At 51.0% G+C, this 21,024-nt stretch carries 23 protein-coding genes; 16 read left to right on the top strand and 7 right to left on the bottom strand.

Features of this window, described 5'->3' with window-relative positions:
- Window positions 1-279: 279 nt before the first annotated feature.
- The gene (locus DEP07_RS01410) at window positions 280-849 is read right to left on the bottom strand and encodes a DJ-1/PfpI family protein (protein ID WP_173599834.1); all 570 of its coding nucleotides are present in this window, start codon (window positions 847-849) and stop codon (window positions 280-282) included.
- 604 nt (window positions 850-1,453) lie between these two features.
- On the opposite strand from DEP07_RS01410, the gene DEP07_RS01405 reads away from it, so the two are divergent.
- The 5 genes from DEP07_RS01405 (at window position 1,454) to DEP07_RS01385 (ending at window position 4,298) form a co-directional block, all read left to right on the top strand.
- Window positions 1,454-1,798 carry a low molecular weight protein tyrosine phosphatase family protein gene (locus tag DEP07_RS01405; protein WP_173596948.1) on the top strand — a complete coding sequence of 115 codons (345 nt, stop codon included), beginning with the start codon at window positions 1,454-1,456 and terminating at the stop codon, window positions 1,796-1,798.
- Window positions 1,799-1,950: 152 nt separating this feature from the next.
- Window positions 1,951-2,085, top strand: coding sequence for a hypothetical protein (locus tag DEP07_RS01400; RefSeq protein ID WP_256436801.1), 135 nt, complete (start codon window positions 1,951-1,953; stop codon window positions 2,083-2,085).
- Window positions 2,086-2,436: 351 nt separating this feature from the next.
- Window positions 2,437-3,000: a hypothetical protein gene (locus tag DEP07_RS01395; protein WP_287101988.1), complete on the top strand. Its 564-nt coding sequence runs from the start codon at window positions 2,437-2,439 to the stop codon at window positions 2,998-3,000.
- 414 nt (window positions 3,001-3,414) lie between these two features.
- Complete coding sequence (locus tag DEP07_RS01390; protein ID WP_122964858.1) at window positions 3,415-3,714, top strand: hypothetical protein; 300 nt, start codon at window positions 3,415-3,417, stop codon at window positions 3,712-3,714.
- A 20-nt stretch (window positions 3,715-3,734) separates the two neighbouring features.
- Window positions 3,735-4,298, top strand: coding sequence for a hypothetical protein (locus DEP07_RS01385; protein WP_173599836.1), 564 nt, complete (start codon window positions 3,735-3,737; stop codon window positions 4,296-4,298).
- Window positions 4,299-4,393: 95 nt separating this feature from the next.
- On the opposite strand, the gene DEP07_RS01380 is transcribed toward DEP07_RS01385, so the two are convergent.
- Window positions 4,394-4,570: a hypothetical protein gene (locus DEP07_RS01380; protein ID WP_173599837.1), complete on the bottom strand. Its 177-nt coding sequence runs from the start codon at window positions 4,568-4,570 to the stop codon at window positions 4,394-4,396.
- A 181-nt stretch (window positions 4,571-4,751) separates the two neighbouring features.
- Here DEP07_RS01380 and DEP07_RS01375 point away from each other — a divergent pair, with 181 nt between their 5' ends.
- Window positions 4,752-4,997, top strand: coding sequence for a hypothetical protein (locus DEP07_RS01375; protein ID WP_173596952.1), 246 nt, complete (start codon window positions 4,752-4,754; stop codon window positions 4,995-4,997).
- A gap of 136 nt (window positions 4,998-5,133) precedes the next feature.
- On the top strand, window positions 5,134-5,286 hold the full coding sequence (locus DEP07_RS01370; protein WP_173599838.1) for a hypothetical protein: 153 nt from the start codon (window positions 5,134-5,136) through the stop codon (window positions 5,284-5,286).
- Between the two features lie 584 nt (window positions 5,287-5,870).
- Here DEP07_RS01370 and DEP07_RS01365 read toward each other — a convergent pair.
- A complete protein-coding gene (locus tag DEP07_RS01365) occupies window positions 5,871-6,257 on the bottom strand; it encodes a RidA family protein (RefSeq protein ID WP_173596955.1) in 387 nt (128 codons plus the stop codon).
- A gap of 309 nt (window positions 6,258-6,566) precedes the next feature.
- Window positions 6,567-7,463, bottom strand: a complete 897-nt coding sequence (locus DEP07_RS01360; RefSeq protein ID WP_274874104.1) for a LysR family transcriptional regulator — start codon at window positions 7,461-7,463, stop codon at window positions 6,567-6,569.
- 122 nt (window positions 7,464-7,585) lie between these two features.
- On the opposite strand from DEP07_RS01360, the gene hutG reads away from it, so the two are divergent.
- Both hutG and gltS read left to right on the top strand, forming a co-directional pair.
- Window positions 7,586-8,572 (top strand): formimidoylglutamase, encoded by a 987-nt coding sequence (gene hutG / locus DEP07_RS01355; protein ID WP_274874103.1) that lies wholly within the window; start codon window positions 7,586-7,588, stop codon window positions 8,570-8,572.
- Entirely contained in the window at window positions 8,556-9,743 is a 1,188-nt protein-coding gene (gene gltS / locus DEP07_RS01350; RefSeq protein ID WP_274874102.1) for a sodium/glutamate symporter, read from the top strand. The genes hutG and gltS overlap by 17 nt, the downstream gene beginning before the upstream one ends.
- Before the next feature lie 74 nt (window positions 9,744-9,817).
- Here the strand turns inward: gltS and DEP07_RS01345 are convergent, their stop codons facing one another.
- On the bottom strand, window positions 9,818-10,099 hold the full coding sequence (locus DEP07_RS01345) for a hypothetical protein (RefSeq protein WP_122964862.1): 282 nt from the start codon (window positions 10,097-10,099) through the stop codon (window positions 9,818-9,820).
- Window positions 10,100-10,337: 238 nt separating this feature from the next.
- Between DEP07_RS01345 and DEP07_RS01340 the strand changes: the two genes are divergently transcribed.
- Together DEP07_RS01340 and DEP07_RS01335 are read left to right on the top strand one after the other, a co-directional pair.
- On the top strand, window positions 10,338-10,904 hold the full coding sequence (locus DEP07_RS01340) for a TetR/AcrR family transcriptional regulator (RefSeq protein WP_122964863.1): 567 nt from the start codon (window positions 10,338-10,340) through the stop codon (window positions 10,902-10,904).
- 49 nt (window positions 10,905-10,953) lie between these two features.
- Window positions 10,954-14,154 carry a bifunctional cytochrome P450/NADPH--P450 reductase gene (locus tag DEP07_RS01335; protein WP_429827587.1) on the top strand — a complete coding sequence of 1,067 codons (3,201 nt, stop codon included), beginning with the start codon at window positions 10,954-10,956 and terminating at the stop codon, window positions 14,152-14,154.
- 85 nt (window positions 14,155-14,239) lie between these two features.
- Here the strand turns inward: DEP07_RS01335 and DEP07_RS01330 are convergent, their stop codons facing one another.
- A complete protein-coding gene (locus DEP07_RS01330) occupies window positions 14,240-15,154 on the bottom strand; it encodes a DMT family transporter (protein ID WP_287101987.1) in 915 nt (304 codons plus the stop codon).
- Window positions 15,155-15,363: 209 nt separating this feature from the next.
- On the opposite strand from DEP07_RS01330, the gene DEP07_RS01325 reads away from it, so the two are divergent.
- From DEP07_RS01325 to DEP07_RS01310, 4 genes are all read left to right on the top strand, one after another.
- A complete protein-coding gene (locus DEP07_RS01325; protein ID WP_122964865.1) occupies window positions 15,364-15,867 on the top strand; it encodes an Lrp/AsnC family transcriptional regulator in 504 nt (167 codons plus the stop codon).
- Window positions 15,868-15,971: 104 nt separating this feature from the next.
- A complete protein-coding gene (locus DEP07_RS01320) occupies window positions 15,972-16,766 on the top strand; it encodes an HAD family hydrolase (RefSeq protein WP_242775102.1) in 795 nt (264 codons plus the stop codon).
- Window positions 16,767-16,939: 173 nt separating this feature from the next.
- Window positions 16,940-18,232: a hydroxylamine reductase gene (hcp, locus tag DEP07_RS01315; RefSeq protein WP_122964867.1), complete on the top strand. Its 1,293-nt coding sequence runs from the start codon at window positions 16,940-16,942 to the stop codon at window positions 18,230-18,232.
- A gap of 158 nt (window positions 18,233-18,390) precedes the next feature.
- Entirely contained in the window at window positions 18,391-18,897 is a 507-nt protein-coding gene (locus DEP07_RS01310) for a hemerythrin domain-containing protein (protein ID WP_287102003.1), read from the top strand.
- A gap of 20 nt (window positions 18,898-18,917) precedes the next feature.
- Here DEP07_RS01310 and DEP07_RS01305 read toward each other — a convergent pair whose 3' ends face one another.
- The gene (locus DEP07_RS01305; RefSeq protein WP_122964868.1) at window positions 18,918-19,172 is read right to left on the bottom strand and encodes a hypothetical protein; all 255 of its coding nucleotides are present in this window, start codon (window positions 19,170-19,172) and stop codon (window positions 18,918-18,920) included.
- A gap of 245 nt (window positions 19,173-19,417) precedes the next feature.
- Here DEP07_RS01305 and DEP07_RS01300 point away from each other — a divergent pair, with 245 nt between their 5' ends.
- Entirely contained in the window at window positions 19,418-20,947 is a 1,530-nt protein-coding gene (locus DEP07_RS01300) for a nitrate/nitrite transporter (RefSeq protein ID WP_122964869.1), read from the top strand.
- Window positions 20,948-21,024: the final 77 nt, after the last annotated feature.

The raw sequence follows: 21,024 nt of genomic DNA, 5'->3' as shown, positions 1-21,024 counted from the left end.
AAGATATTATCCTTTTGCAAGGCAACTATGGTTTCCGTCAGATAAGACGGTTCTTCATTTCAAACAAACAAGGAAATCTGTTCGGCGATTTAACCAATCTATATATACCTGTGTTATTGGAACCAAAACTACTCGTTGGTGATGTTCCAAGATTGAAGGCTACAAAAACGACCCGCTGTGTTCTCAACCCCTAAACTACAATGAAAAGTAGAAGAGGTTGAGAGTGCTTCTATGATGAGTGGTTCCTTGACCGATTGCAGTATCGATAGCAACTTGCAGCTACGACATCGACGGCTCTCTAAAGTATGCCAAAGGATTCTCATCATCAGGCTCTACACCGCCAAGCCTTCGCAACACTTCCTCTGCAAAATCAAGATAATTGGAGCCTGTAGCTGTAATCACGTTCTTATCGATGACAAGCCGTTCATTTCGCTTGTTTTCCCAATTCATCACGTGCTCGTATTCCAGATCACTCGGTTCAATAGAGGCAGTATAGGCAATTTCATTGAGAATGCCGGCTGCGCCGAGCAAGGAAGGCCCACCACAAATCGCTGCGATTAATTTGTTTTGTTCGTAAAATGCCCGAATAACTTGTATCAATTTTTGGTCGTGCAGAAACGGATGGGGGGCGCCGCCCGGAATAACCAGGGCTGCAAATTCGTCAACATCGATATCTTGAACGGATCGGGCAGGAAGGTAACATAGCGTAGATAAGGCTGTAACAGCCTCTCCTTTTGGCTTGGTCGAAAAAGTAACAAGCGTGTAGTCGGTTCTCTTGAGTGCCGTGACTAATGTAATTACTTCAAATTCTGCGAATGAGTCGTAGAGGAACAGCAGCAGTTTTTTCAATCCAATCATCCTTTTGCGGTTTGTGGCGCTTCTTTTGTTCGTTGAATTGTGAATAGTATAACATTTGGGTGCGTCTACGACTTGCTTTTGCATGGAAGTGCTGAAAAAGAAAAAAAGCCCCAAAAGAACTGTTAACGATGGCCAAGCCTTCTTGCTGTGCGCTTCGCATCCCAAGCAAATAAGAGATACGTAATGATTAGCAAGAGCCCGATGCCTCCCAATCGAAGACTAATACCGTACACAAAATGAACATAGATCATTACTGGTATTTCAACAATGAGAATGGTAGCGAATAGCCATTTGAAAAAGGTAAGGATCATGGCATGCTCTCCCTGTTTGTTTTGTTGGCAAGTCTAGGGGATTTTACCATAAGAGTAGAGGCGTATCTCTTTATTCATTAGAAACAAGGTAACTTCGTCTTTTTTTGTTTCGTATGAAAATATCCCCATAAAAATATGAAAATGGTACTATTGTGGTGAGTTTGCTTTTTGGAGGGCGGGATGTCTTGCAGCAGGAGTATTGAGTCGAACGACACGGAATAACCGCTGAACAAATAGCCATTGCACACGAGATGGTGAGTGTCGAGGTTCAGAGCGAAAGTAAAATGGAGGCGGCGAGCATCAAAATCTTGTTCATTTGCAGCAGAAATAAATGGCGCAGCTTAACAGCAGAGAAAATTTTTCACGGATACAATCACTATGATGTGAGATCTGCGGGAACAGAGGAAAATGCGCGGATCAAAGTCACTGCTGGTCATATTGGCTGGGCTGATTTGATTTTTGCCATGGAGAAAAAGCATGTTAGAAGGCTGACAGATAAGTTTGGAGCAAGGCTCGCAGGCAAGAAAGTCATTTGTCTCAGTATACCCGATGATTATGGATTCATGGATGAAGAACTGATCGAGATACTCAAGTCCAGAGTGTCCGAGTACATTGAAGTGCCAGACTAGAGGAAAGTTCTTTTTATAAAAAAGGATCGTGAAAAAAGAAGAAAGTGGTCATCCAAACGGAGCGATCGGCAATAAGACGCCAATTCGTCTAAGTGGTGATTTTGAGCGTAGCTGATCCGATTGCGAAGCGGCATCTGAAGGGGGTGTTTAAAATGAGAAAAATCAGTCTCGGGCTGATGTTGTGCCTTTTATTCGGCTCGGTTGGCAGTGCTTTTGCCCAGAGCGGAGAGCGACCAGTTGCTCCTAAAGCTCCGATCGTGACATATCAAAGCGGAGAGCGGCCATAACGGGAGAACTCTCGCCCACATGCTAATACGATCCCCTCATAGCGCCAGAAAAATCAAACACTTACCTCTGTCTACTTGGGGGGATTTTTTATGGGGCGGCTCAACTCTGGATTCGGGTAAGGATGGAGTCACCACAACCACAGCAGCCAGTAGTCTACACAAGGAGAATCCACAATCAGCGCCCGATGTGTTTCAAGCCGTTTTATCGTTGACTGTATGCCCGCAGCCAACTCAGTTTTCCCCAGAGTATATGTCAGGACTGAATTTCATTACCAAGAGGTTAATGGTACAATCGATGCAGATAGCGATAGAAGAAGACGCCGGAAAACGACGAGGAAACGGGGGAACAGCGTGTCTTTTGTATTATTTTTGCCAATTGGGTTTATCGCGGTGGTTGTTGCCATTGTCATGGCTTTTGTCGGGATGAGGAAGGACGCGCAGAAGCAAAAGAATGAAGCCAAACGAATTTTTAAGAGAATGAACATCATTGCGGCTGTAGGATTTGTTTCCATCGCGCTGGGGCTTTTTGCTCCGAGTGGACAGAATGAATCGACGGAAAAGGCAGTTCCGGCCAAGGGGGCGGAGGAGTCCGCGGTCCTTCCGGCTGAAAAATTGGCCGAGCTTGAAAAAGTGATGCTAAAGGACTATCACGAAAACTTCTCGATGACATCGTGGTACCAAAAAGAGCTGAAACTGGCGATCGCGAAGGGCGAGCAAGGTTTTTACAAGCTTGGCCTTTACACCGGATTGACGGAATCAGAAGAAAGCAAGAAAATCGCTGACCAGCTGACGCATCCGTTTTTGGGCATGGTCAATGAAAACGGAGCCGTGCTCCAGGGGCACGTGCAGACGATCGATATTTTTGGAAAAGAAGATAAGCTGTTACTGAGCGTCAAAAATCCGATAGTGAATTAGCGAACGAGGCGGCTGCGATTGCGCCTCTTTTTTGTCGGCAGAGTGCGCCCCTAATCAGAGAAAAACGCTTTTTCATGGACTGTAAGAACGTGTATCAAGCCAAAGAATGTTATCTTTTTGGGGAAAAGATGAGACGGATCAAAAGCATTGTTGCGAGTAGTGTTAAAATAAGCTCGAAATGTTGGTCAATAAAGATGCCTTTGTATGAACAGACGATTCGAACCGTGAAGTAAAGCGATAACATCAACACCAGCGCCAAAAAGTAGCCCCGCTGATTTCGCCAGTAGTACAAAAAATGCCCGCCTTTTGCTTGAAATTGAAAATCGAATTGATTTCGTTTATTGTAAATTATACCAATTTATGAGCGCTCAACAAACAAACTCCCCCAATTTTACAAACGGAAGTGAACATACGATGATTCCCTTGAAAGACTACCCGCACACGAAAGAAAGCCTGCTCCACTTGCTAAAGCAATCATGTGCCCAAGCAAACTCGCACACCGCGGCGGAACTGGCGGAATGGTGCTGGCTTTTTTGGTCGCGCTGGAGAGCAGATGAGGATGACTTGTTTCAGCAGACAGACGAATTGACCATAGACATCGTCATGGAGATTGCGGAAAAGTGGGTAAGCCAAGAAGGAGCACACGCTGCCCACGATGTGCAGTTCTCCAAGAAACAACTCGCAAAGTGGCTGGAGCGATTGGGGGAACATTAACCAGAGCAGGGAGAGTGCAGATGATTCCCGATGATGTAAAAGAACGGTTGAAAAAGAAATACAATCTGGAGGAACCAACGCCATTCAACTCGGAGCAACGACTCCCACCTCCGAGAAATAGGACAGAATATCCGGCAACTACAGAGTTTCATATAGACCCATACAAAGGGGCGGGAGAGCTGTTGCTTGGCATGACTCCCGACGAAGTGCAGGCCGCGCTGAATTTTCAACCTCGTGCGGGGCGCAGGTTCCATTATGGTACGGATACATATGACAAAATGGATGATTACCGTTGTTGTTTTGTGTATTTTAGAAATGATACCAATAAATGTAATTTTATGGAGTTTTATTCGGAGCGGATTTCGGTCATGTTTCATGGAAAAAACCTCATGAATATTCCTTACGAGGAAGCAGAAACGTTTGTCAGGCAATATGATCCTGACATCCAAACGAACGGAACGGGTTTTGTTTCATTAGCATTGGGCTTTGGTGTTTATGCCGAATTTGCCTTCGAGAACACAAGTCTTCCCGTTGAAACCGTGTGTGTATTTGAAAAAGGGTATTTTGCTAAGAACAAGGAATAAAGGTGATGCCGTCTTCAAGCCTAAAAAAAGGCCAGCATGTCGAGGGGATGGATCAGAGGGGCGTAACCGCGTAACAAGTTGGTAAGACAAGATGCCTACTCGTAGTGCGGCGCCGAAGGATACATATAGTCCAGCAACTCGACCAGCCCCCACAAAAACAGCAGCATGACAACGAGACACAGCCATTTTCCCGGCAGCGACCTGACCTGTACGATTACACCCCAGGCAAGGAGAAAGATGACGACAAACGCGACAGAGAAAAAGTCATACATACCGAGCGCTCCTTTCGCCATGAAGTACGTGTTTGGATGAGATTGGTTACAGGCGGCGGCAGGTGAACAACCAGGCGAAGCGGGCAAGAGACGCGAGAGCAAGTTTAATCGGCAGCGAAAAGCTGTTTTTATGACAAACAAGCATCCACATGAAAAGGCACTAATCTTCGCGGAGGCGCTTATGGCTTATACATACGATCAATTTACGCTTGATTTGTTCCAAGGCAGAGAAGTGGAATTTACGTATAAAGAAAAACGCTACTCCATCACGAATACTCCAAACGGCCGCTGTTTTTGCCAATATGGCGCGGAGGATGCCGCATGCTTTGCCAACCCGCAAGAACTCATTGCCAGGGTCAGGATTGAGGAAAAGTCGTTGGAAATGCTGTTTCGATCGAATGAATTTGTTTTGGAAGTTCTCTATTAAAGAAGCCGGATTGGTAAATACACCATTTCGCAGCCGTTTTTCAGTACATCCGTCAACAGCCTCCGGGATATCCGGGGGTTTTTTCAGGTATGCGGGACTTGGTTCATTTCATGAGGACAGAAAGAGCGAGTCGGCCATGGCAGAAATGGCAGGCGAGGGGAGCGGAGCAGAGCAGGGAGTGGGCAAAGGGCGATTGGACAGGGGGAAAAAGCTGGGACAGGCCAGAAACAAGCAGACCAAAGACAAACAGACAAAAGACAAAACCAGGGAGCTGCTCCACTGGCATTAGAAGCGTTATGCACGCACAAAATCCGCAAGCCAAAAAGAATAAATAACAATCCCGAAGAGCAAAGCGACAATGCCTTGCGTGCGATTCCCGTATTTCAAGTGAAACACACCCATCGCCAAAAAAGAGAAGAACAGCCCGGAAGTCGCCCAAAGCGCTCGCGGCTCGTTGCGAAGCTTTGCTTCTCTGTACAGTCAGATGCTCATTAAGATACTGATAATGGGGGAAAACATAGCTTGCACCTCTTGAAAATGAAAGTAAGTGGCACTCCAGCTGCATGTGTGCTGGTTGGGAAATTTGGCTTGTTTGCATTAGAAAGTGGATGGTGGATGCGGCTATAAAAGGAAGCCAGCGGCGCGTGCAAGGTAGATGCGTCTGCAAAAGGAAGCCAGCCCGAGCAAGGTGCGGATGCACCTGCACAAGCGAACCACCTCGTAAAAAAAGCCCGAGACATCATCATGCCGGGCACATCCTGGAAAGACAAGTCCACCTTTTTATGCGAACCATTCCACAATGACTGAAAGCGAGACGACAACCATGTACACGGATTCCTGGATTTTTTTAAGCACCTTGGCACCTCCTCATGCTTATCGCGCTGCCCACGCTTCCACTTCTACTTTCAATGCTGGCTGGGCCAGGGCAGAGACGTAGGCTACTGTGGTCGAAGGCGGATTGCCGCCGTGAAATTCGTTCCAGATTGCCTGGAAGCTGGTGCGCTCCAGTTTCTCGGTCATCCAGATGTTGATTTTGACAATTCCGTCCAGCGAGACTCCCTCGCTTTGCAGGATGAGGGCCACATTTTGTAAAGCGTGACGCAATTGTTGTTCGACTTCATCGGGGAGGTTGCCAGACGGGTCCATGCCAACCTGTCCGCTCAGCACGAGCAGCTCGGCATCTCTTGGCAAGATCGTCAAATGCGTGTAGGAGCCTACAGGTGGTGCAACCGTTTCAGGGTTTTTTCGAATAATCGTCAAAATGTTCCCTCCTTTTTGTCTGTTCCAGTATACCACAAACTGGGAAACGGATGAGAACGGCCCGCTTGCGGCTGGGAACGGTAAGTTCCCGTAACGCAAGCGAGTGAGGACCGTTAGTTACGTGCATCGGCAAGGAAATAGGAAGGAAACAGCAAAGAAATAGCAAGGAAATGAAGAAGAAAATTAGCAAGAGCATTCTTACAACCAAAGCGTGGCGAATCAATCATTCGAGCAGGCGGATGAAAAAACTGACCAGATTGAACGCACCCGCAGCAAAAGTCAAACGTTCCCTGCCTTTCCTGACAAAAACTACTCTCGTCTCCCACAACCAAACTCCTCTTGTATCCCTGCCAAAAATGCCCGAACCGCCGGAGTCAAGTAACGATTTTTTAAGTAAGCTAAAAAAACGGTTCTTTGCAAAAATGATGAATCAATTTTCTTCCGCACAATGGACGGGTCGCTTACGCCAGCCAAATAGTTTTCGGGAATGATCGTGATCCCCAGATTTTCCCGGATGAGCGACAGCGCGGTTTCGAAGCGTTCGATCTCGAATTTGATGCGCGGCTCCACATCTTCCATGGCAAAAGCCGACAAGATGTTTTCCCGAGTCTGGAAGCCTTCTGTGCTGATGATAAAAGGCTCAGCCACCACTTCTTTCAGCGAGACGGACTCTTGCTGCGCTAACGGATGGCTCCTGTGCAGGACAAGCACCAAATTCTCGATGTAGAGCGGAATTGTTTGGAGATCGTCTTCCTGGATAGACTGGTTCGTAATGAGCAGATGGGTGTGGTATTTGCGCAAGGAATCTTTGACAGCCTGTCCGCTCAGGACTTCGATCAGCTTGATATTCATGGACGGGAAGTGTTCCTGATAGTTGCGAATGACTTTGGGCACCCAATGCTTGGCCGACTCGATGATGCCGATGATGAGCTGGCCGCTCCCGGTTTCCTTGACTTCCGCCATTTCCTTTTTCAGCGTGTCCATCTGGGAGAGAAGCAGGATCGCCTTCTGGTACAAAATGTTTCCAGCGTCCGTCAGCTCGATTTTCCGCGTGTTTCTTTCCAGTAGGGGCGAGCCCACCTCTTGTTCCAGATTTTTGATCGCGTTGCTTAGCGAAGGCTGGGAAATGTGCAGCTTTTGTGCGGCTTTGGAGTAGCTCAACAGATCGGAAACCGTGACGAAGTAATGCAATTGCTTGATGTCCACCTGAGTCGCTCCTTCGGATTTATAGCTTCAAGCTATTAATTTATTAAAATTATATATTAGTCATAATAAGTTCGCCATTATATAATCAATAAACAAAATCTACTTCAGAAGGTTCAGAAAGGATGAACATCTTGAGAGAGCATGTTTCAGCGACGATATGGACCGGGCGGACAGACCATCCTACGCAAAGAAGCCATTTTCGCTACCATCAAGTGGTGGAACAGATCGAACTAACGCACTTGCAGGCAACGCCAGGCAGGGCTTGCGCGATTGTCGGCTTTGAATGCGATGAAGGCGTACGCCGCAACCAAGGGCGAATCGGGGCGGCAAAAGCGCCAAACGCGATTCGGCAAGCGCTTGCAAGCCTGCCGTGGAGGCAAAGCGAAAGCAGCCGTCTCCTGGATGTGGGAAATGTCGCTTGCCCGCATGAACGACTGGAAGAGGCGCAGCAGGAATTGGGGCAAGCGGTAGCGGCGATACTGGCAAAATCAGCAACACCGATCATTTTGGGCGGAGGACATGAGACTTTGTACGGACATTATGCAGGTGTCCGTAGCCATATCGGAACAGAAGCATCGCTTGGCATCATCAATATCGACGCTCATTTTGACTTGCGGGCCTACGATAGGCAGCCTTCATCCGGGACGATGTTTCGGCAAATTTTGGAGCAAGACCCGAACAGCGACTACTTTGTGCTCGGAATCCAGCGGTTTGGCAATACGCAGGAACTGTTCGACAAAGCGGACGAGCTGGGCGTCCGCTATATTTTGGAAGAAGAGATGACGGAAGCGGGGATGGCGGACATCGTGTCCCAGCTTAACGCTTTTATGGAAGAACGCGATGCGATCATGCTCACACTGTGCACGGATGTGCTGAGTGCAGCAAGCGCTCCCGGAGTGAGTGCCCCATCGCCTTTTGGCTTGACGCCTTTGATCGTCCGCAGTCTAATTCGTACCGTTGCCGCTTATAAGAAAACGCTTTCTTTCGATATTTGTGAAGTGAATCCGCTGTTGGATGAAAACGGGAAAACGGTGAAGCTAGGTGCTTATTTGACGAACGAGGCCATCGCGGGATTTTTAGGAGGAGACAACAATGACACTCGCACTTAATCAGGTCAGTACCATTTTTCTGTCTGTCGCTTTGCTCGTTTTGGGAAGCTTTCTGGTGAAAAAAGCAAGCTTGCTGCAACGATTTTGCATTCCGGCGCCCGTGGTCGGCGGGCTGTTGTTTGCGATTGTCGCTACAGTGTTGAAAGCGAGCGGGGCAGTGGAGATTTCCCTGGACACGTCTTTGCAAAGCTTGTTCATGCTCACGTTTTTCACTACGGTGGGACTGGGAGCGAGTTTCAAGCTGATCAAGCTGGGCGGGAAGCTGCTCGTCATTTACTGGATTGCCTGTGGCTTTTTGGCTTTGGCGCAAAATGTGATCGGTGTTTCGCTGGCCTCGCTGTTCGGTATTCACCCGCTCATCGGCATGATGGCTGGCGCCGTTTCCATGGAAGGCGGTCACGGTGCTGCGACGGCTTTTGGTCAAACGGTGGAAGATTTGGGGATTCCATCTGCACTCGCGATCGGGATTGCTGCCGCTACGTTCGGTCTTGTAGCCGGGGGATTGGTCGGCGGGCCGACCGTGAAGTATTTGATTGCGAAGCACAATCTGAAGCCGACGGAAGTGGAGGACACAGCGAAAAACGTGGAAGAGGCGGCGCAGCCTATCGTCACGAACGCTTTTTTCACGCAAGTATTGCTGATCACGTTTTGTATGGCGGTGGGCACATACTTGGGCGGACTGTTTTCCACGGCGACGGGATTTGTTTTGCCTGGTTATGTGGGAGCGATGTTCGTTGCTGTCATCGTTCGCAATGTCGTTGACAAATTCAAACCGGATGCGATTGATATGAAAAGCATCAACCTGATCAGCGATGTGACACTCGGAATCTTTTTGTCCATGGCGCTGATGAGCATCAAGCTGTGGGAAGTAGCTGCCCTGGCGCTTCCGATGCTGGTGATCGTGTTCGTGCAAGTGGTCTTCATCGTCTTGTTCGGCATCTTCGTTTTGTTCCGTTTGCTCGGCAAAAACTACGATGCGGCTGTAATGGTGGCGGGCTTTACGGGTCATGGCCTCGGTGCCACGCCGAATGCGATGGCGAATATGGCGGCAGTGACGGAGCGCTTCGGCCCATCGCGAAAAGCTTATCTGGTCGTGCCGATTGTCGGGGCCTTCCTGATCGACGTGTTTGCGATGCCGATTATTATTACGACGATAAACTTGTTGAAGTAAGACGAGAAAATCCCTGTCCATGGTGTGATCCGCGGACAGGGATTTTTACGTGGGGCTTGCTTATTGCAGCAGCATCAACCGTTTGCGCTTGTGAAAGCGGGAAATACCCGTTGGTAGCGCATGCTTTGCTCGCCGACGACGTAGTAAAAGAGGTTGACGGCTCGGCATGCGTAATTGTAGCACTGAGCTCGGGCGCTCAGGTACAGCTGCTTTTCCTCTCCCCCCTCCACTTTGTTCAAAAGCCTCACCTCAGCGATTGTGCCGAACGTAGATGAGTTTCCGACCGGGCGAATGTGCACGTTTATTTTGATGGCTTGATTGCAGGAAAAACATTTTGGAGCATCCGTGAATTTCACGAACAATCCCCCCTCGATTCGTTTTGAAACAGTATACAATTCATCCTTTTTTTCTCAAATAGTTCCAAAGAAGCAGTTCGGTTTGCAAGCCAGCCGATTCTTGAACAATCCGTGACCAATGCGGTTCTTGTGTTGAAAGAAATTGGGAGTTGATATACATTTGTATCGAATGATAGATAAAACTATCAAAAACAAGCATGAATGTGCGACCATGAGCATGAGAAAGTAGGGCTGCCGAGTGAACCATCCCCGATCTGCCATAAAAGAAGCGCGGCTTCGCGCCATTTTGGATGCCGCTACCGAGTTGTTGATTCAAAAGCCGACAGCGTCGCTGAACGAAATCGCCGAATATGCGGGGATTGGCATCGCTACGCTGCATCGGTACATCGAGAGCAGGGAGCAGCTGATGCTTCAGTTGGGGCTGCGTGCCCTTCAAGTTGTGGGGGAGAGCATGCGACAAATCCCGCTCGATGAGGAAAAGCTGGAGGACTACATCCCGGCGCTGATCGAGGCGCTGATTCCGCTTGGCGACAAAATTTACTTCCTGACGCACGACGCGACGCTTTATTACAGCGAGGAAATTATCGCGGCCGAGCACAAGCTCAAAGAGCCGGTTTGCTACGCGATCCGCCTGTTGCAGGAAAAAGGGATCGTGCGCCAGGATATGAGCGTGGATTGGGTCTGGAATGCGCTGTACATGCTTGTTTTCATTGCGTGGCAGCAGGTGCAGGATGGGCGTCTCGCCAAAAGGCCGGCAGCGCAACTGGTCACGGATACATTGTTTCACGGGGTAAGCGCCAGGTAACGAAGTCATCGCCGTCCGGCAGGAAGCAAGGCCATTTCATTGCGAGAGGATGTTGCATGTGAGCGAAGCAGTCATGATTCCGCAACCGAAAACGTACGGTCCACTTGGCAATTTGCCGTCTATCGACCAAAGTCAACCGATTTTGTCCATGGGCGATCTGGCGAAGGAATACGGCCCGATCTACCGTCTTACGCTTCCCGGTTTCACTACTTTGATCGTCACAGGGCACAAGCTGGTGGCAGAAGTATGTGACATTACCCGCTTTGACAAGGAAGTCAGCGGAGTGCTGGAAAATGTGCGCGTATTTGCAGGGGATGGCTTGTTTACGAGCCGGACAACCGAGCCGAACTGGCGAAAGGCACACAACATTTTGCTGCCGACGTTCAGCCAGCAAGCGATGAAGGGCTACCACGACATGATGGTCGATATCGCTTCGCAACTGGTGCAAAAGTGGGCGCGACTCAATCCAAACGAGACGATTGACGTGGCCGACGACATGACCCGGCTCACCCTTGACACGATCGGGATATGCGGCTTTAACTACCGCTTCAACAGTTTTTACAAAGAAAAGCACAGCCCGTTTATCGAGAGCATGGTGCGCGCGCTGAACGAAGCGATGCACAAAAGCTCGCGGCTCGCGATCCAGAATATGTTGATGGTGAAGACGCGCCAGCAGTTCCAGGAAGATATCCAGACGATGTTTTCCTTGGTCGACAAAATCATCGAGGAAAGAAAGCGGAACGGAGATCGCGGTGAAGCCGATTTGCTGGCACGCATGCTCCATGGCAAAGATCCGGAGACAGGCGAAGGGCTGGACGACGAGAATATTCGTTACCAGATCATTACGTTTTTGATCGCCGGACACGAGACGACGAGCGGACTGCTTTCCTTTGCGCTGTACTACTTGCTGAAAAACGAGAGCGTGCTGCAAAAGGCATACGAGGAAGTGGATCGGGTGATGACGACGCCGATCCCGCAATACGAGCAAGTGCAAAAGCTCAAATACATCCGGCTGGTGCTGAACGAAGCTTTGCGCCTGTGGCCGACCGCGCCCGGATTCGATTTGTTCGCCAGGGAAGATACGGTAATCGGCGGGATGTATCCGGTCAAAAAAGGTGAGACGGTCAGCGTCATTTTGCCGCAGCTTCATCGGGACAAGGATGCGTGGGGCGAGGATGCGGAAGAGTTCCGTCCCGAGCGGTTCAGCGATCCGGCAAAAGTGCCGCATCATGCCTACAAGCCGTTTGGAAACGGCGAGCGTGCGTGCATCGGCATGCAGTTTGCGCTGTATGAGGCGACGCTCGTGCTCGGGATGATTTTGCAAAATTTCCGGTTGGTCGACTACGCCAACTACCAGTTGAAAGTAGCGCAGACGCTCACGATCAAGCCGGATGGCTTTACGATTCGCGTCCGGCAGCGCACAGACAGAAGCGCAGTGAGCGTACCTGCCGACAAGCACCGCGAGCAGGCAACAGGAAACGCACAAGCTCCCGTGAAGCCGCAAGCAGCGAAAACGCCAGTAGGTGCCACGGCTATTCCGCTGCTCGTCCTGTACGGATCGAATCTCGGAACGGCCGAAGGCAAAGCGCGCGAGCTGGCGGATGCGGCGCGCCAGTACGGTTTTGCCAGTGAAGTAGGCGTTCTCAACGACTGGGCGGGAAAGCTGCCGACAAAAGGAGCTGTTCTGATCGTAACCGCGTCCTACAACGGCAGACCTCCGCGAAATGCGGCCGGCTTCGTCAAGTGGCTGGAGCAGGTGCAGCCGGGGGAGCTTGCGGGCGTGCAGTTCGCTGTGCTCGGATGCGGGGATCGGAACTGGTCGAATACGTATCAAAGTGTCCCAGTGTTCATTGACGAGCAGCTCGCGAAAAAGGGCGGCACGCGACTGTCCGGGCGCGGGGAAGCCGATGCGGGCGGAGATTTTGAAAAACAGGTGGACGATTGGCGCGAGACGATGTGGAACGACTTGACGGACGCTTTCGGCCTGCAACGGGAAGAGCAGGCAGAAGGCGAGCAGCCGGAGCTGCAAGTCCAGTTTGTGGCAGGACATCCAACCGTTCCGCTGGCGGAGGCGTATGATTGCGTCCAGGCGACTGTGCTGGCGAACCGCGAACTGCAACAGCCAGGCAGCGGTCGCAGCACGCGGCACATCGAGCTTGCCTTGCCAGCGGGAGTCATCTATCAGGAGGGCGACCACATCGGCATCTTGCCGAACAATCGTCCGGAGATCGTCGAGCGGATTTTGCGCCGATTCCGTTTGCAAGGCACGGAGCAGTTGATTTTGCGCGTTCACGGGCGAAGCGCCGTCCATCTCCCTTTGGATCGTCCCGTCAGCTTGCGCGATCTGCTGTCGACGAGCGTCGAGGTGCAGGAAGCAGCTACCCGCGCCCAGTTGCGAGCGCTGGCCGCCTGCACGGTGTGCCCTCCGCACAAGCGGGAGCTGGAAGCGCTGCTGGATGAGACGGTCTACGCCGAGCAGGTGTTGAAAAAGCGGCTCACGATGCTCGAATTGCTCGAAAAGTACGAGGCTTGCGAATTGCCTTTTGCCAAGTTCCTGGATTTGCTGCCGCCGCTAAGGCCCAGGTATTACTCGATCTCCAGCTCTCCGATGCACTGGGAAGATCAGGCCAGCTTGACAGTGGCAGTAGTGAACGGGCCTGCCTGGAGCGGCCAGGGGCAATACCACGGAGTAGCTTCTACCTTTTTGGCAGAGCGCAGCGCCGGAGAAAAAATATGGATGTTCGTCCGTACTCCCGAGTCGGGCTTCCAGCTGCCAGAAAATCCGCTGCTGCCGATCGTCATGGTCGGTCCGGGAACCGGGATCGCACCGTTTCGCGGGTTTTTGCAAGCGAGAGCTGCTTTGAAAGAACAAGGAGTGCCGCTTGGCGAAGCCCACCTTTATTTTGGCTGCCGAAACGAACTGGACTTTTTGTACCGCGAGGAGCTGGAGCAATACCAAAGAGACGGCATCGTCACCTTGCATACGGCTTTTTCCCGCTCTTCCGGCATGGTCAAAACGTACGTCCAGCACCTGCTCGAACAAGATGACGTGTACTTGGTCGACTTGCTCGATAACAGAGGGCGCTTGTATGTGTGCGGGGATGGTACGCACATGGCGCCGGATGTGGAAGCGACTGTGTTGCGGATTTACCAGCGCGTCCGTGGCGCGGACCCGGCGGAGGCGCAAGCGTGGCTTGAGCAGCTGCAAGCGGAAGGCCGATACGCCAAAGATGTCTGGTCGCGGACGTAAACGAGTCGTTGCGGCCAGGAGCTTTGGGGGAAGGCAAAAGCATAAAAACCGACCTGCCGTTAAAACTGGGTCGGTTTTTTCGTGTTTACGTTTGCCGGGCGGTCAACTGGCTGGTCGCCACTGCTTTTGCTTTCGTTTTGCCATATGAAAACAGAAAGCATCCCGCAATCACGATGTTGCTGCCCACTCCTTGAATCCACGTCATCTGCTCGCCGAGAAACAGGAACGCCAAGATTGAAGTGAAGATCGGATTGAAATTGAGGAAAAGGCCGGAAGTAGTCGCGCCGAGCTTTTGCACTCCGATGTTCCACAGCACCATGCACACGACCGTGGAGATGACCCCGGTATACAAAAGCGAGCCGACAAACGAGCCATTCCAATCAGATACGGCGAAGTCAGCCAGGTTAAAAGGCAGGAGGATCACCAGGCCGAAAACAGCCGAGTAAAGAATCGACATCATCGGAGTCGTCTTCGTCATGGCCCATTTGCTGCAAATCGAGTACACGCCCCAGACGCCAACAGCGGCCAGCATCCACAAATCACCCGAGTTGAATCGCAGGGAGAGCAAGTAGTCGGCATTGCCTTTGGACAAGACGAGCAGCACGCCTGCGAGCAAGAAAACCATGCAGCCGATTTGGAACATGTTGATTCGTTCCTTCAGAAAGAGAAAAGAAAACAGCGCAATCGAGATCATGTTTAACGTCGAAATCAGTCCGACATTCGTCGCAGTTGTCCTCTCCAGCGCAAGAAATTGAAACAGATTGAAGAGGACGACACCTGTAACCCCCATCAGTACGAGCGGCAACACGGCTGCTTTTGGCGGCAAAAGCTTTTTTTCTTTCCACCAGACCATTGGCAACAGACACACGATCGCAATTAGCCAGCGCAGGCTGGTCAACGTAAGCGGGGAAGCGTGCCCGACGAGCGATTTTCCCAGGACGAAGTTTCCGCCCCACAACAGGCTGGTGAGCAATAGCAACAGTACATAACGATTTGGCATAGCAAATAGCCCCTTTTTCATGAACGGTGTCGTTTGGAATCAGCTTGTTAATGAACATAACATTTTTGTTGAACATTCAAAATAAGATTCTGTATAATAAGGAAAATTCGAAATAAAACTCACGTAAAGTATCTGTACAGGAAATTTCATTCGTTACAGACAAGGAATCTTTGGCGTTTTTGGAAGAATGAAAAGAGGGTGGTAACCGCATGGAAGCATTTGTAAGCAAGGTGCTGGATCAGGTCGACATTCACATCCTGGATGTGTTGCAAAAAGATGCGACGATCAGCAATGCCGAACTGGCGCGGAGAGTGAGTTTGTCGCCTCCCGCGACGCATACCCGGGTGAAGCGTCTGGAAGCGGAAGGCTATATCAATCGGCAAGTGGCGATTTTGGATCAGGAGAAGCTCGGCTTCGACCTTTTGTGCTTCGTGTTTATCAGCACGAACATTCACCAGGAAAAGGAGCTGGAGACGCTGGAGAGCGCCCTGCGTTCCATGCCGGAGGTGCTGGAATGCCACTGTTTAACCGGGGAGTACGATTACTTGCTCAAGGTCGCCATCAAGGATCGCAAAGGGTTGGACAGCTTCATCCGCAAGCTGAACCGACTGGGCATTTCCCGGTTGCAGACGAACCTGTCGCTGCGAGAGATCAAATCTTCGACCGTCTTGCCGATTGCGGCGGAGGAACAGGAACAGCCTGACAGCTTGTAGGAAGCTTCGGCTGATTTTTCGCAGAAGTCTGTTGATAAAACAGCCGATTTCCGTAATCATAGAGGGAGAGACAGATGACGAGCAGGAGAAGGGGACCGAGAGAAATGGCAATCAAAGCGGTTTTATTTGATCTGGACGATACATTACTGTGGGATGAGCGCAGTGTAAAAGAGGCGTTTCAGGCGACTTGCGCGGAAGCTGCCAAGCATTACGAGCTGGACGGGGAACGTCTGGAAGCGGCCGTGCGCCAGGAAGCACGGGCGATGTACGAAGCGTTCGAAGCATTTCCTTTTACGAAAATGATTGGCATTAACCCGTTCGAAGGGCTGTGGGCGCAATTTGCAGAAGGCAAGCAGCAGGAATTTCGCCAGCTGCAATCGTTCGTTCCGACGTATCGGAAGGAAGCCTGGACGCGCGGCCTGCGTGCGCTTGGCATAGAAGACGAGGAGCTTGGACACAAACTGGGAGAGCTGTTCGTCGCTGAGCGGAGAAGCCGCCCGATCGTCTATGAAGAAACGTTCGAAGTGCTGGACCAGTTGAAAGCGAAGTACAAGCTGTTGCTGCTCACAAACGGTTCGCCTGACTTGCAAAAGGAAAAGCTGGCTGGCGTGCCAAACCTCGCTGCTTATTTCGACCATATCGTCATCTCCGGCGATTTCGGACGAGGCAAGCCCGCGGCGGAAATTTTTGAACATGCGATGAGTCTGCTGGGCATTACAGCGGAAGAGGGCGTCATGATCGGCGACAAGCTGACGACGGATATTCAAGGCTCGAATGCAGTCGGTATGCGCAACATGTGGATCAATCGGCACGGCGCGACTTTGGCGGGGGATATCGCCCCTGTGCACGAAATCGTGAGCTTGCGCGAGATTCAGACGATTCTCGATACAGTGGAGTAACATGGCTCCATTCACGTGGAAAAGACAAGCCCGCCAAACGCTTTGGCGGGTTTTTGTCGTGAAGAAGCTGATTTTTTCAAAGCATCCGAAAGTGTGATGTTTATCACCACGCCCAAGTCGCAGCCGCCGTATGATCAAGAGGAAGATCAGCCAACACAGAGGAGGAAATGAAGATGTTTTGTTATCAATGTGAGCAAACACCGACGGGCGGCTGCAAGGTAATCGGCGTATGTGGCAAAAACGAGGAATTGGCGAGCATCCAGGACACGATCATTTTTGCCCTGAAAGGGATCGCCGCCTATGCGACACATGCGAGACAATTGGGGTACATCGATCCGGAAGTGGATGGGATCACGCAGGAAGCTTTATATTTCACGCTGACAAACGTTAACTTTAACCTAGAGGAACACTTGCAAATGGCAATGAAAGTCGGGGGCGCAGCCATCAAAGTGATGGAATTGCTGGACAAGGCGCACACAGATCGCTTTGGCATTCCAGAGCCGATTACCGTCTCCCAGAACAAAATCGAGGGACACTGCATCGTTGTGACCGGGCACAATCTGTTTGCGCTGCGGGAACTGTTGGAGCAGACCGCAGGCAAAGGCATCAATATATACACCCACTCGGAGATGCTGCCAGCGCACGGTTATCCCGAATTGAAGAAGTACCCGCATCTGAAAGGCAATATCGGCAAAGCGTGGTTTGACCAACGGAGATTGTTTGAAGAGTTTCCGGGGGCGATCCTGGCGACGACCAACTGTGTGATGCCGATCAAAGGCACTTATGCGGACCGCTTCTTCTCCTACGATATTACGGGGCTTGAGGGCGTGACCAAAATTGAACACGACGATTTTACGCCACTCATCGAACGCGCGCTTGCCTTGCCAAAAGCCCATATCGAATCGGAGCAGACGCTGACGACCGGGTTTCATCACGAGACGGTATTGGGAATCGCGCCGGAAATCATCGATGCCGTCAAGGCTGGGCAGATCAAACGCTTTTTCGTCATCGCCGGATGTGATGCGCCAGGCAAAGGCGGCGACTACTATCGGGAATTGGCTACTTCTTTGCCGCCAGAAACCGTCATCCTGACAACTTCCTGTGGCAAGTTCCGCTTCAACGATGTGGATTACGGCGTCGTTCCGGGCACCAATATTCCGCGCTACATCGACCTGGGGCAGTGCAACAATTCCGGTTCTACAGTCAAAATTGCGACAGCGCTGGCAGAAGCGTTTGGCTGCGGGGTCAATGAATTGCCTGTGAGCATCGTCCTCTCCTGGTTTGAGCAAAAGGCCGTCGCAATTTTGCTCGGATTGTTCAGCCTGGGCATTCAAGATATCCGAATCGGTCCCAAGCTGCCGGAGTTTATCCAGCCAGGCGTGCTCAACGTCCTTCAAGATTTGTTCCGGATCAAATTGATTGGCGATGCCCAAGAAGACATGAAAGAAATGCTCGGCGTGCACTAATGGCAGGAAAAAATGGCTGTCCCTTGTGGGGCGGTCATTTTTCTTTGTTTGCCGAAAAAAGGAGGGGGCGCAAGGGGGAAGGTGTGACGTACTTAACAGCGTCTCTCCCTCTTTTCCATTACAGTAGATTTGTGAAAAGAAAAGGGAGGGGAAGCATGATGCCGTTTGGATGTTCCATGGGAATGACTCCGGAAGAAAACGCTCTTTGTGCCGCTTTAGCCCAACTGAAAACAGAACACGGTCCGCTCGTGGAAAAAATGGTGGAACTTCAGCGACTTGCCACACAGTTTGTGGCTGCCGACGCGATTCGCAAAGAAGAACTGCTAACGGAACTGCAAACGAACGCAAACGCCTTTATTGCCGAGCTTGAGCCTCACTCCGCGAAGGAAGAGGACGTATTGTTTACGATGATGGCCAAGTATGTCGGGAGGGAGGCGGGGCCTATTGCCGTGATGGAATACGAGCACGAACAGGCGAAACGCTTTCTGAACCGCTTTTTGGAGGATGGCTTCCCTGACTATTTGCAAAGCGCTGTCGAGGTTTTGCTCCAGCATTTTCAAAAAGAAGAGCAAGTGCTGTTTCCCATGGCTCAAAAGCTGCTGAATGAAGAGGAAAAGCAGGAGCTTCTGGAAAAAATCGCGCCCAAGCATCCAGAGCGCTTGTGAGCACGGCGAAGGCAAGCCCTCTAGTCAACCAGGCTGTGCTCGATGAATTGCTCTTCAAGCGCTTTCAGATCGTGCGCCCAAAACTTGATGACTTCCAGGGCAATCTGGTGTTGAAGCTCCGCCTTGCTTGTCAGCTGGAGAACCACCTTTTTCCGATAGTCGGAATGGATGCTGTAAAACGTACAGTCTGCCTGCTGTCCCTGGATCGACAGCTGCTTGTAATAGGGAAAGCCGCATAGAAAAAAGACATCTTGTATATCGGCAATTGTCATCATCTCATGTCACCTCGAACTCAGTCGTGCCCCAAGCATAGGTCAAGACGAGCTGGATTGACTGTGCGTACGATCACACGGTTCCAAACGATTTTGTGAATGAGCGCGATTGTGATTTTCCTCACAACGAAGCGTCGAGGATGAGGATAAGGTAAAAAGGGGGATGAGCATTGGGAGTTCGGCCTGACACAGAAACATCCTCGTCTGGCCGACTCCGTTTTTTTCCTAACGAAAAGGAGTGGTGATAGATGGTTCGCAAAATTCAGCTACCCTTGCAAACATTCAGCCTCGTTGCTGGATTCATGGTCTGGGTCATCTTGTCTTCTTTGATGCCGTTTATGAAAGAGGAATTGCAATTGTCAGCAGGACAAATCGCCTGGATTACGGCGATACCTGTCTTGCTAGGCTCCTTGTTGCGTATTCCGATTGGCTATTATACGAATCGCTTCGGGGCGAGACTGCTGTTTACCGTCAGCTTTCTTCTGCTGCTCGTGCCTGTGTACTACATAAGTGAAGCACGTTCGGCGGCGGATTTGATGATCGGAGGGTTTTTTCTGGGGATTGGCGGCGCGATCTTCTCGGTAGGCGTGACTTCCTTGCCCAAATATTATCCGAAGGAAAAGCACGGCTTCGTCAACGGCATTTACGGAGTAGGCAATGCCGGGACCGCGCTCTCCACGTTTTTCGCGCCCATCGTGGCGAAGCAGATTGGCTGGTCGGGCACTGTGAAGCTTTATCTGGGGTTGCTCGTGCTGTTTGCACTTCTTAACTTCGTCTGGGGCGACCGTAAAGAAACGCGGGTTAAAACTCCCGTGATGGAGCAGATCAAAGGGGTTTACCGAAATGAAAAGCTGTGGTTTCTCAGCCTGTTTTACTTTATTACGTTTGGCTCGTTCGTCGCTTTTACCGTCTATTTGCCAAACTTTCTCGTCAGCAGCTTCGGGTTGGATAAAATAGACGCGGGCATGCGGACAGCCGGATTCATTGCGCTGGCCACCATCGCCCGGCCGCTGGGAGGCTGGCTCGGAGATCGCTTCAATGCTTTGAAGGTGTTAATGGTGGTCTTTGCCGGACTGAGCTTGTTCGGGGTCGTTCTGTCGTTCTCGCCGTCGTTGCAGCTGTATTCGATCGGGTGCCTGGCGATTGCTGTCTGCGCGGGAATCGGGAACGGGACGATTTTCAAAATGGTTCCGTACTACTTTTCCAAGCAAGCCGGGATCGTCAACGGGATCGTTTCCGCGATGGGCGGGCTTGGCGGATTTTTCCCGCCATTGATTCTCTCGCTATTATTTAGCCTTACAGGTCACTACGCTATCGGGTTCATGGCCTTGTCCGAGGTAGCGTTAGCCAGTCTGATCCTCGTCTTCTGGATGTACTATCAGGAAAAAATGCAGTTGGCCAAAACGATCGTCGACAACACGGGAGAAGCCATCGTCATCACCGATACGAAAGGGATCATCCGCGATGTAAATCCCGCTTTTTCTGCGGTGACGGGCTACGAGCGTCATGAAGTGGTCGGCAAAAATCCGAAGCTGTTAAAATCCGGGATGCAGGAACCTGGCTTCTACCAGCAGATGTGGCAGCAGATTGCCGCCACAGGCTTTTGGCAGGGCGAAATCTGGAACAGGCGCAAGAGCGGCGAGGTTTATCGCCAATGGCTGACGATCAGCTCGATCCGGGATGAAGCGGGAGACGTCCAGTATTACGCAGGCATGTTTACCGAGTTGACACCACAACAGCTTCAACCAGGCAATCCGGCAGTTTCTGCGACCAGCTAGAAAAAAAGGCAGCCATGTTCGCGTGGCTGTCTTTTTTATACAAAAAAACGCTGCACGCGCTCTCCTGCTTGGAGGAG

This window comes from Brevibacillus sp., from assembly GCF_003521185.1.
GTDB classification, from domain to species: Bacteria; Bacillota; Bacilli; order Brevibacillales; family Brevibacillaceae; genus Brevibacillus; species Brevibacillus parabrevis.
Note: the sequence above shows the minus strand (reverse complement) of the source record. Positions and strands in the feature narration are given on the sequence as shown.

Bases quoted from the DNA above. Each gene is read 5' to 3' on its own strand.
- DEP07_RS01390 (WP_122964858.1), top strand. From the start codon at position 3,415: ATGATTCCCTTGAAAGACTACCCGCACACGAAAGAAAGCCTGCTCCAC.
- DEP07_RS01405 (WP_173596948.1), top strand. From the start codon at position 1,454: ATGGAGGCGGCGAGCATCAAAATCTTGTTCATTTGCAGCAGAAATAAA.
- DEP07_RS01310 (WP_287102003.1), top strand. From the start codon at position 18,391: ATGCCGTTTGGATGTTCCATGGGAATGACTCCGGAAGAAAACGCTCTT.
- DEP07_RS01330 (WP_287101987.1), bottom strand. From the start codon at position 15,154: ATGCCAAATCGTTATGTACTGTTGCTATTGCTCACCAGCCTGTTGTGG.
- DEP07_RS01320 (WP_242775102.1), top strand. From the start codon at position 15,972: ATGGCAATCAAAGCGGTTTTATTTGATCTGGACGATACATTACTGTGG.
- DEP07_RS01400 (WP_256436801.1), top strand. From the start codon at position 1,951: ATGAGAAAAATCAGTCTCGGGCTGATGTTGTGCCTTTTATTCGGCTCG.
- gltS (WP_274874102.1), top strand. From the start codon at position 8,556: ATGACACTCGCACTTAATCAGGTCAGTACCATTTTTCTGTCTGTCGCT.
- DEP07_RS01370 (WP_173599838.1), top strand. From the start codon at position 5,134: ATGGCAGAAATGGCAGGCGAGGGGAGCGGAGCAGAGCAGGGAGTGGGC.
- hutG (WP_274874103.1), top strand. From the start codon at position 7,586: ATGAACATCTTGAGAGAGCATGTTTCAGCGACGATATGGACCGGGCGG.
- DEP07_RS01325 (WP_122964865.1), top strand. From the start codon at position 15,364: ATGGAAGCATTTGTAAGCAAGGTGCTGGATCAGGTCGACATTCACATC.
- DEP07_RS01375 (WP_173596952.1), top strand. From the start codon at position 4,752: ATGGCTTATACATACGATCAATTTACGCTTGATTTGTTCCAAGGCAGA.
- DEP07_RS01380 (WP_173599837.1), bottom strand. From the start codon at position 4,570: ATGTATGACTTTTTCTCTGTCGCGTTTGTCGTCATCTTTCTCCTTGCC.
- DEP07_RS01335 (WP_429827587.1), top strand. From the start codon at position 10,954: ATGTTGCATGTGAGCGAAGCAGTCATGATTCCGCAACCGAAAACGTAC.
- DEP07_RS01300 (WP_122964869.1), top strand. From the start codon at position 19,418: ATGGTTCGCAAAATTCAGCTACCCTTGCAAACATTCAGCCTCGTTGCT.
- DEP07_RS01305 (WP_122964868.1), bottom strand. From the start codon at position 19,172: ATGATGACAATTGCCGATATACAAGATGTCTTTTTTCTATGCGGCTTT.
- DEP07_RS01385 (WP_173599836.1), top strand. From the start codon at position 3,735: ATGATTCCCGATGATGTAAAAGAACGGTTGAAAAAGAAATACAATCTG.
- hcp (WP_122964867.1), top strand. From the start codon at position 16,940: ATGTTTTGTTATCAATGTGAGCAAACACCGACGGGCGGCTGCAAGGTA.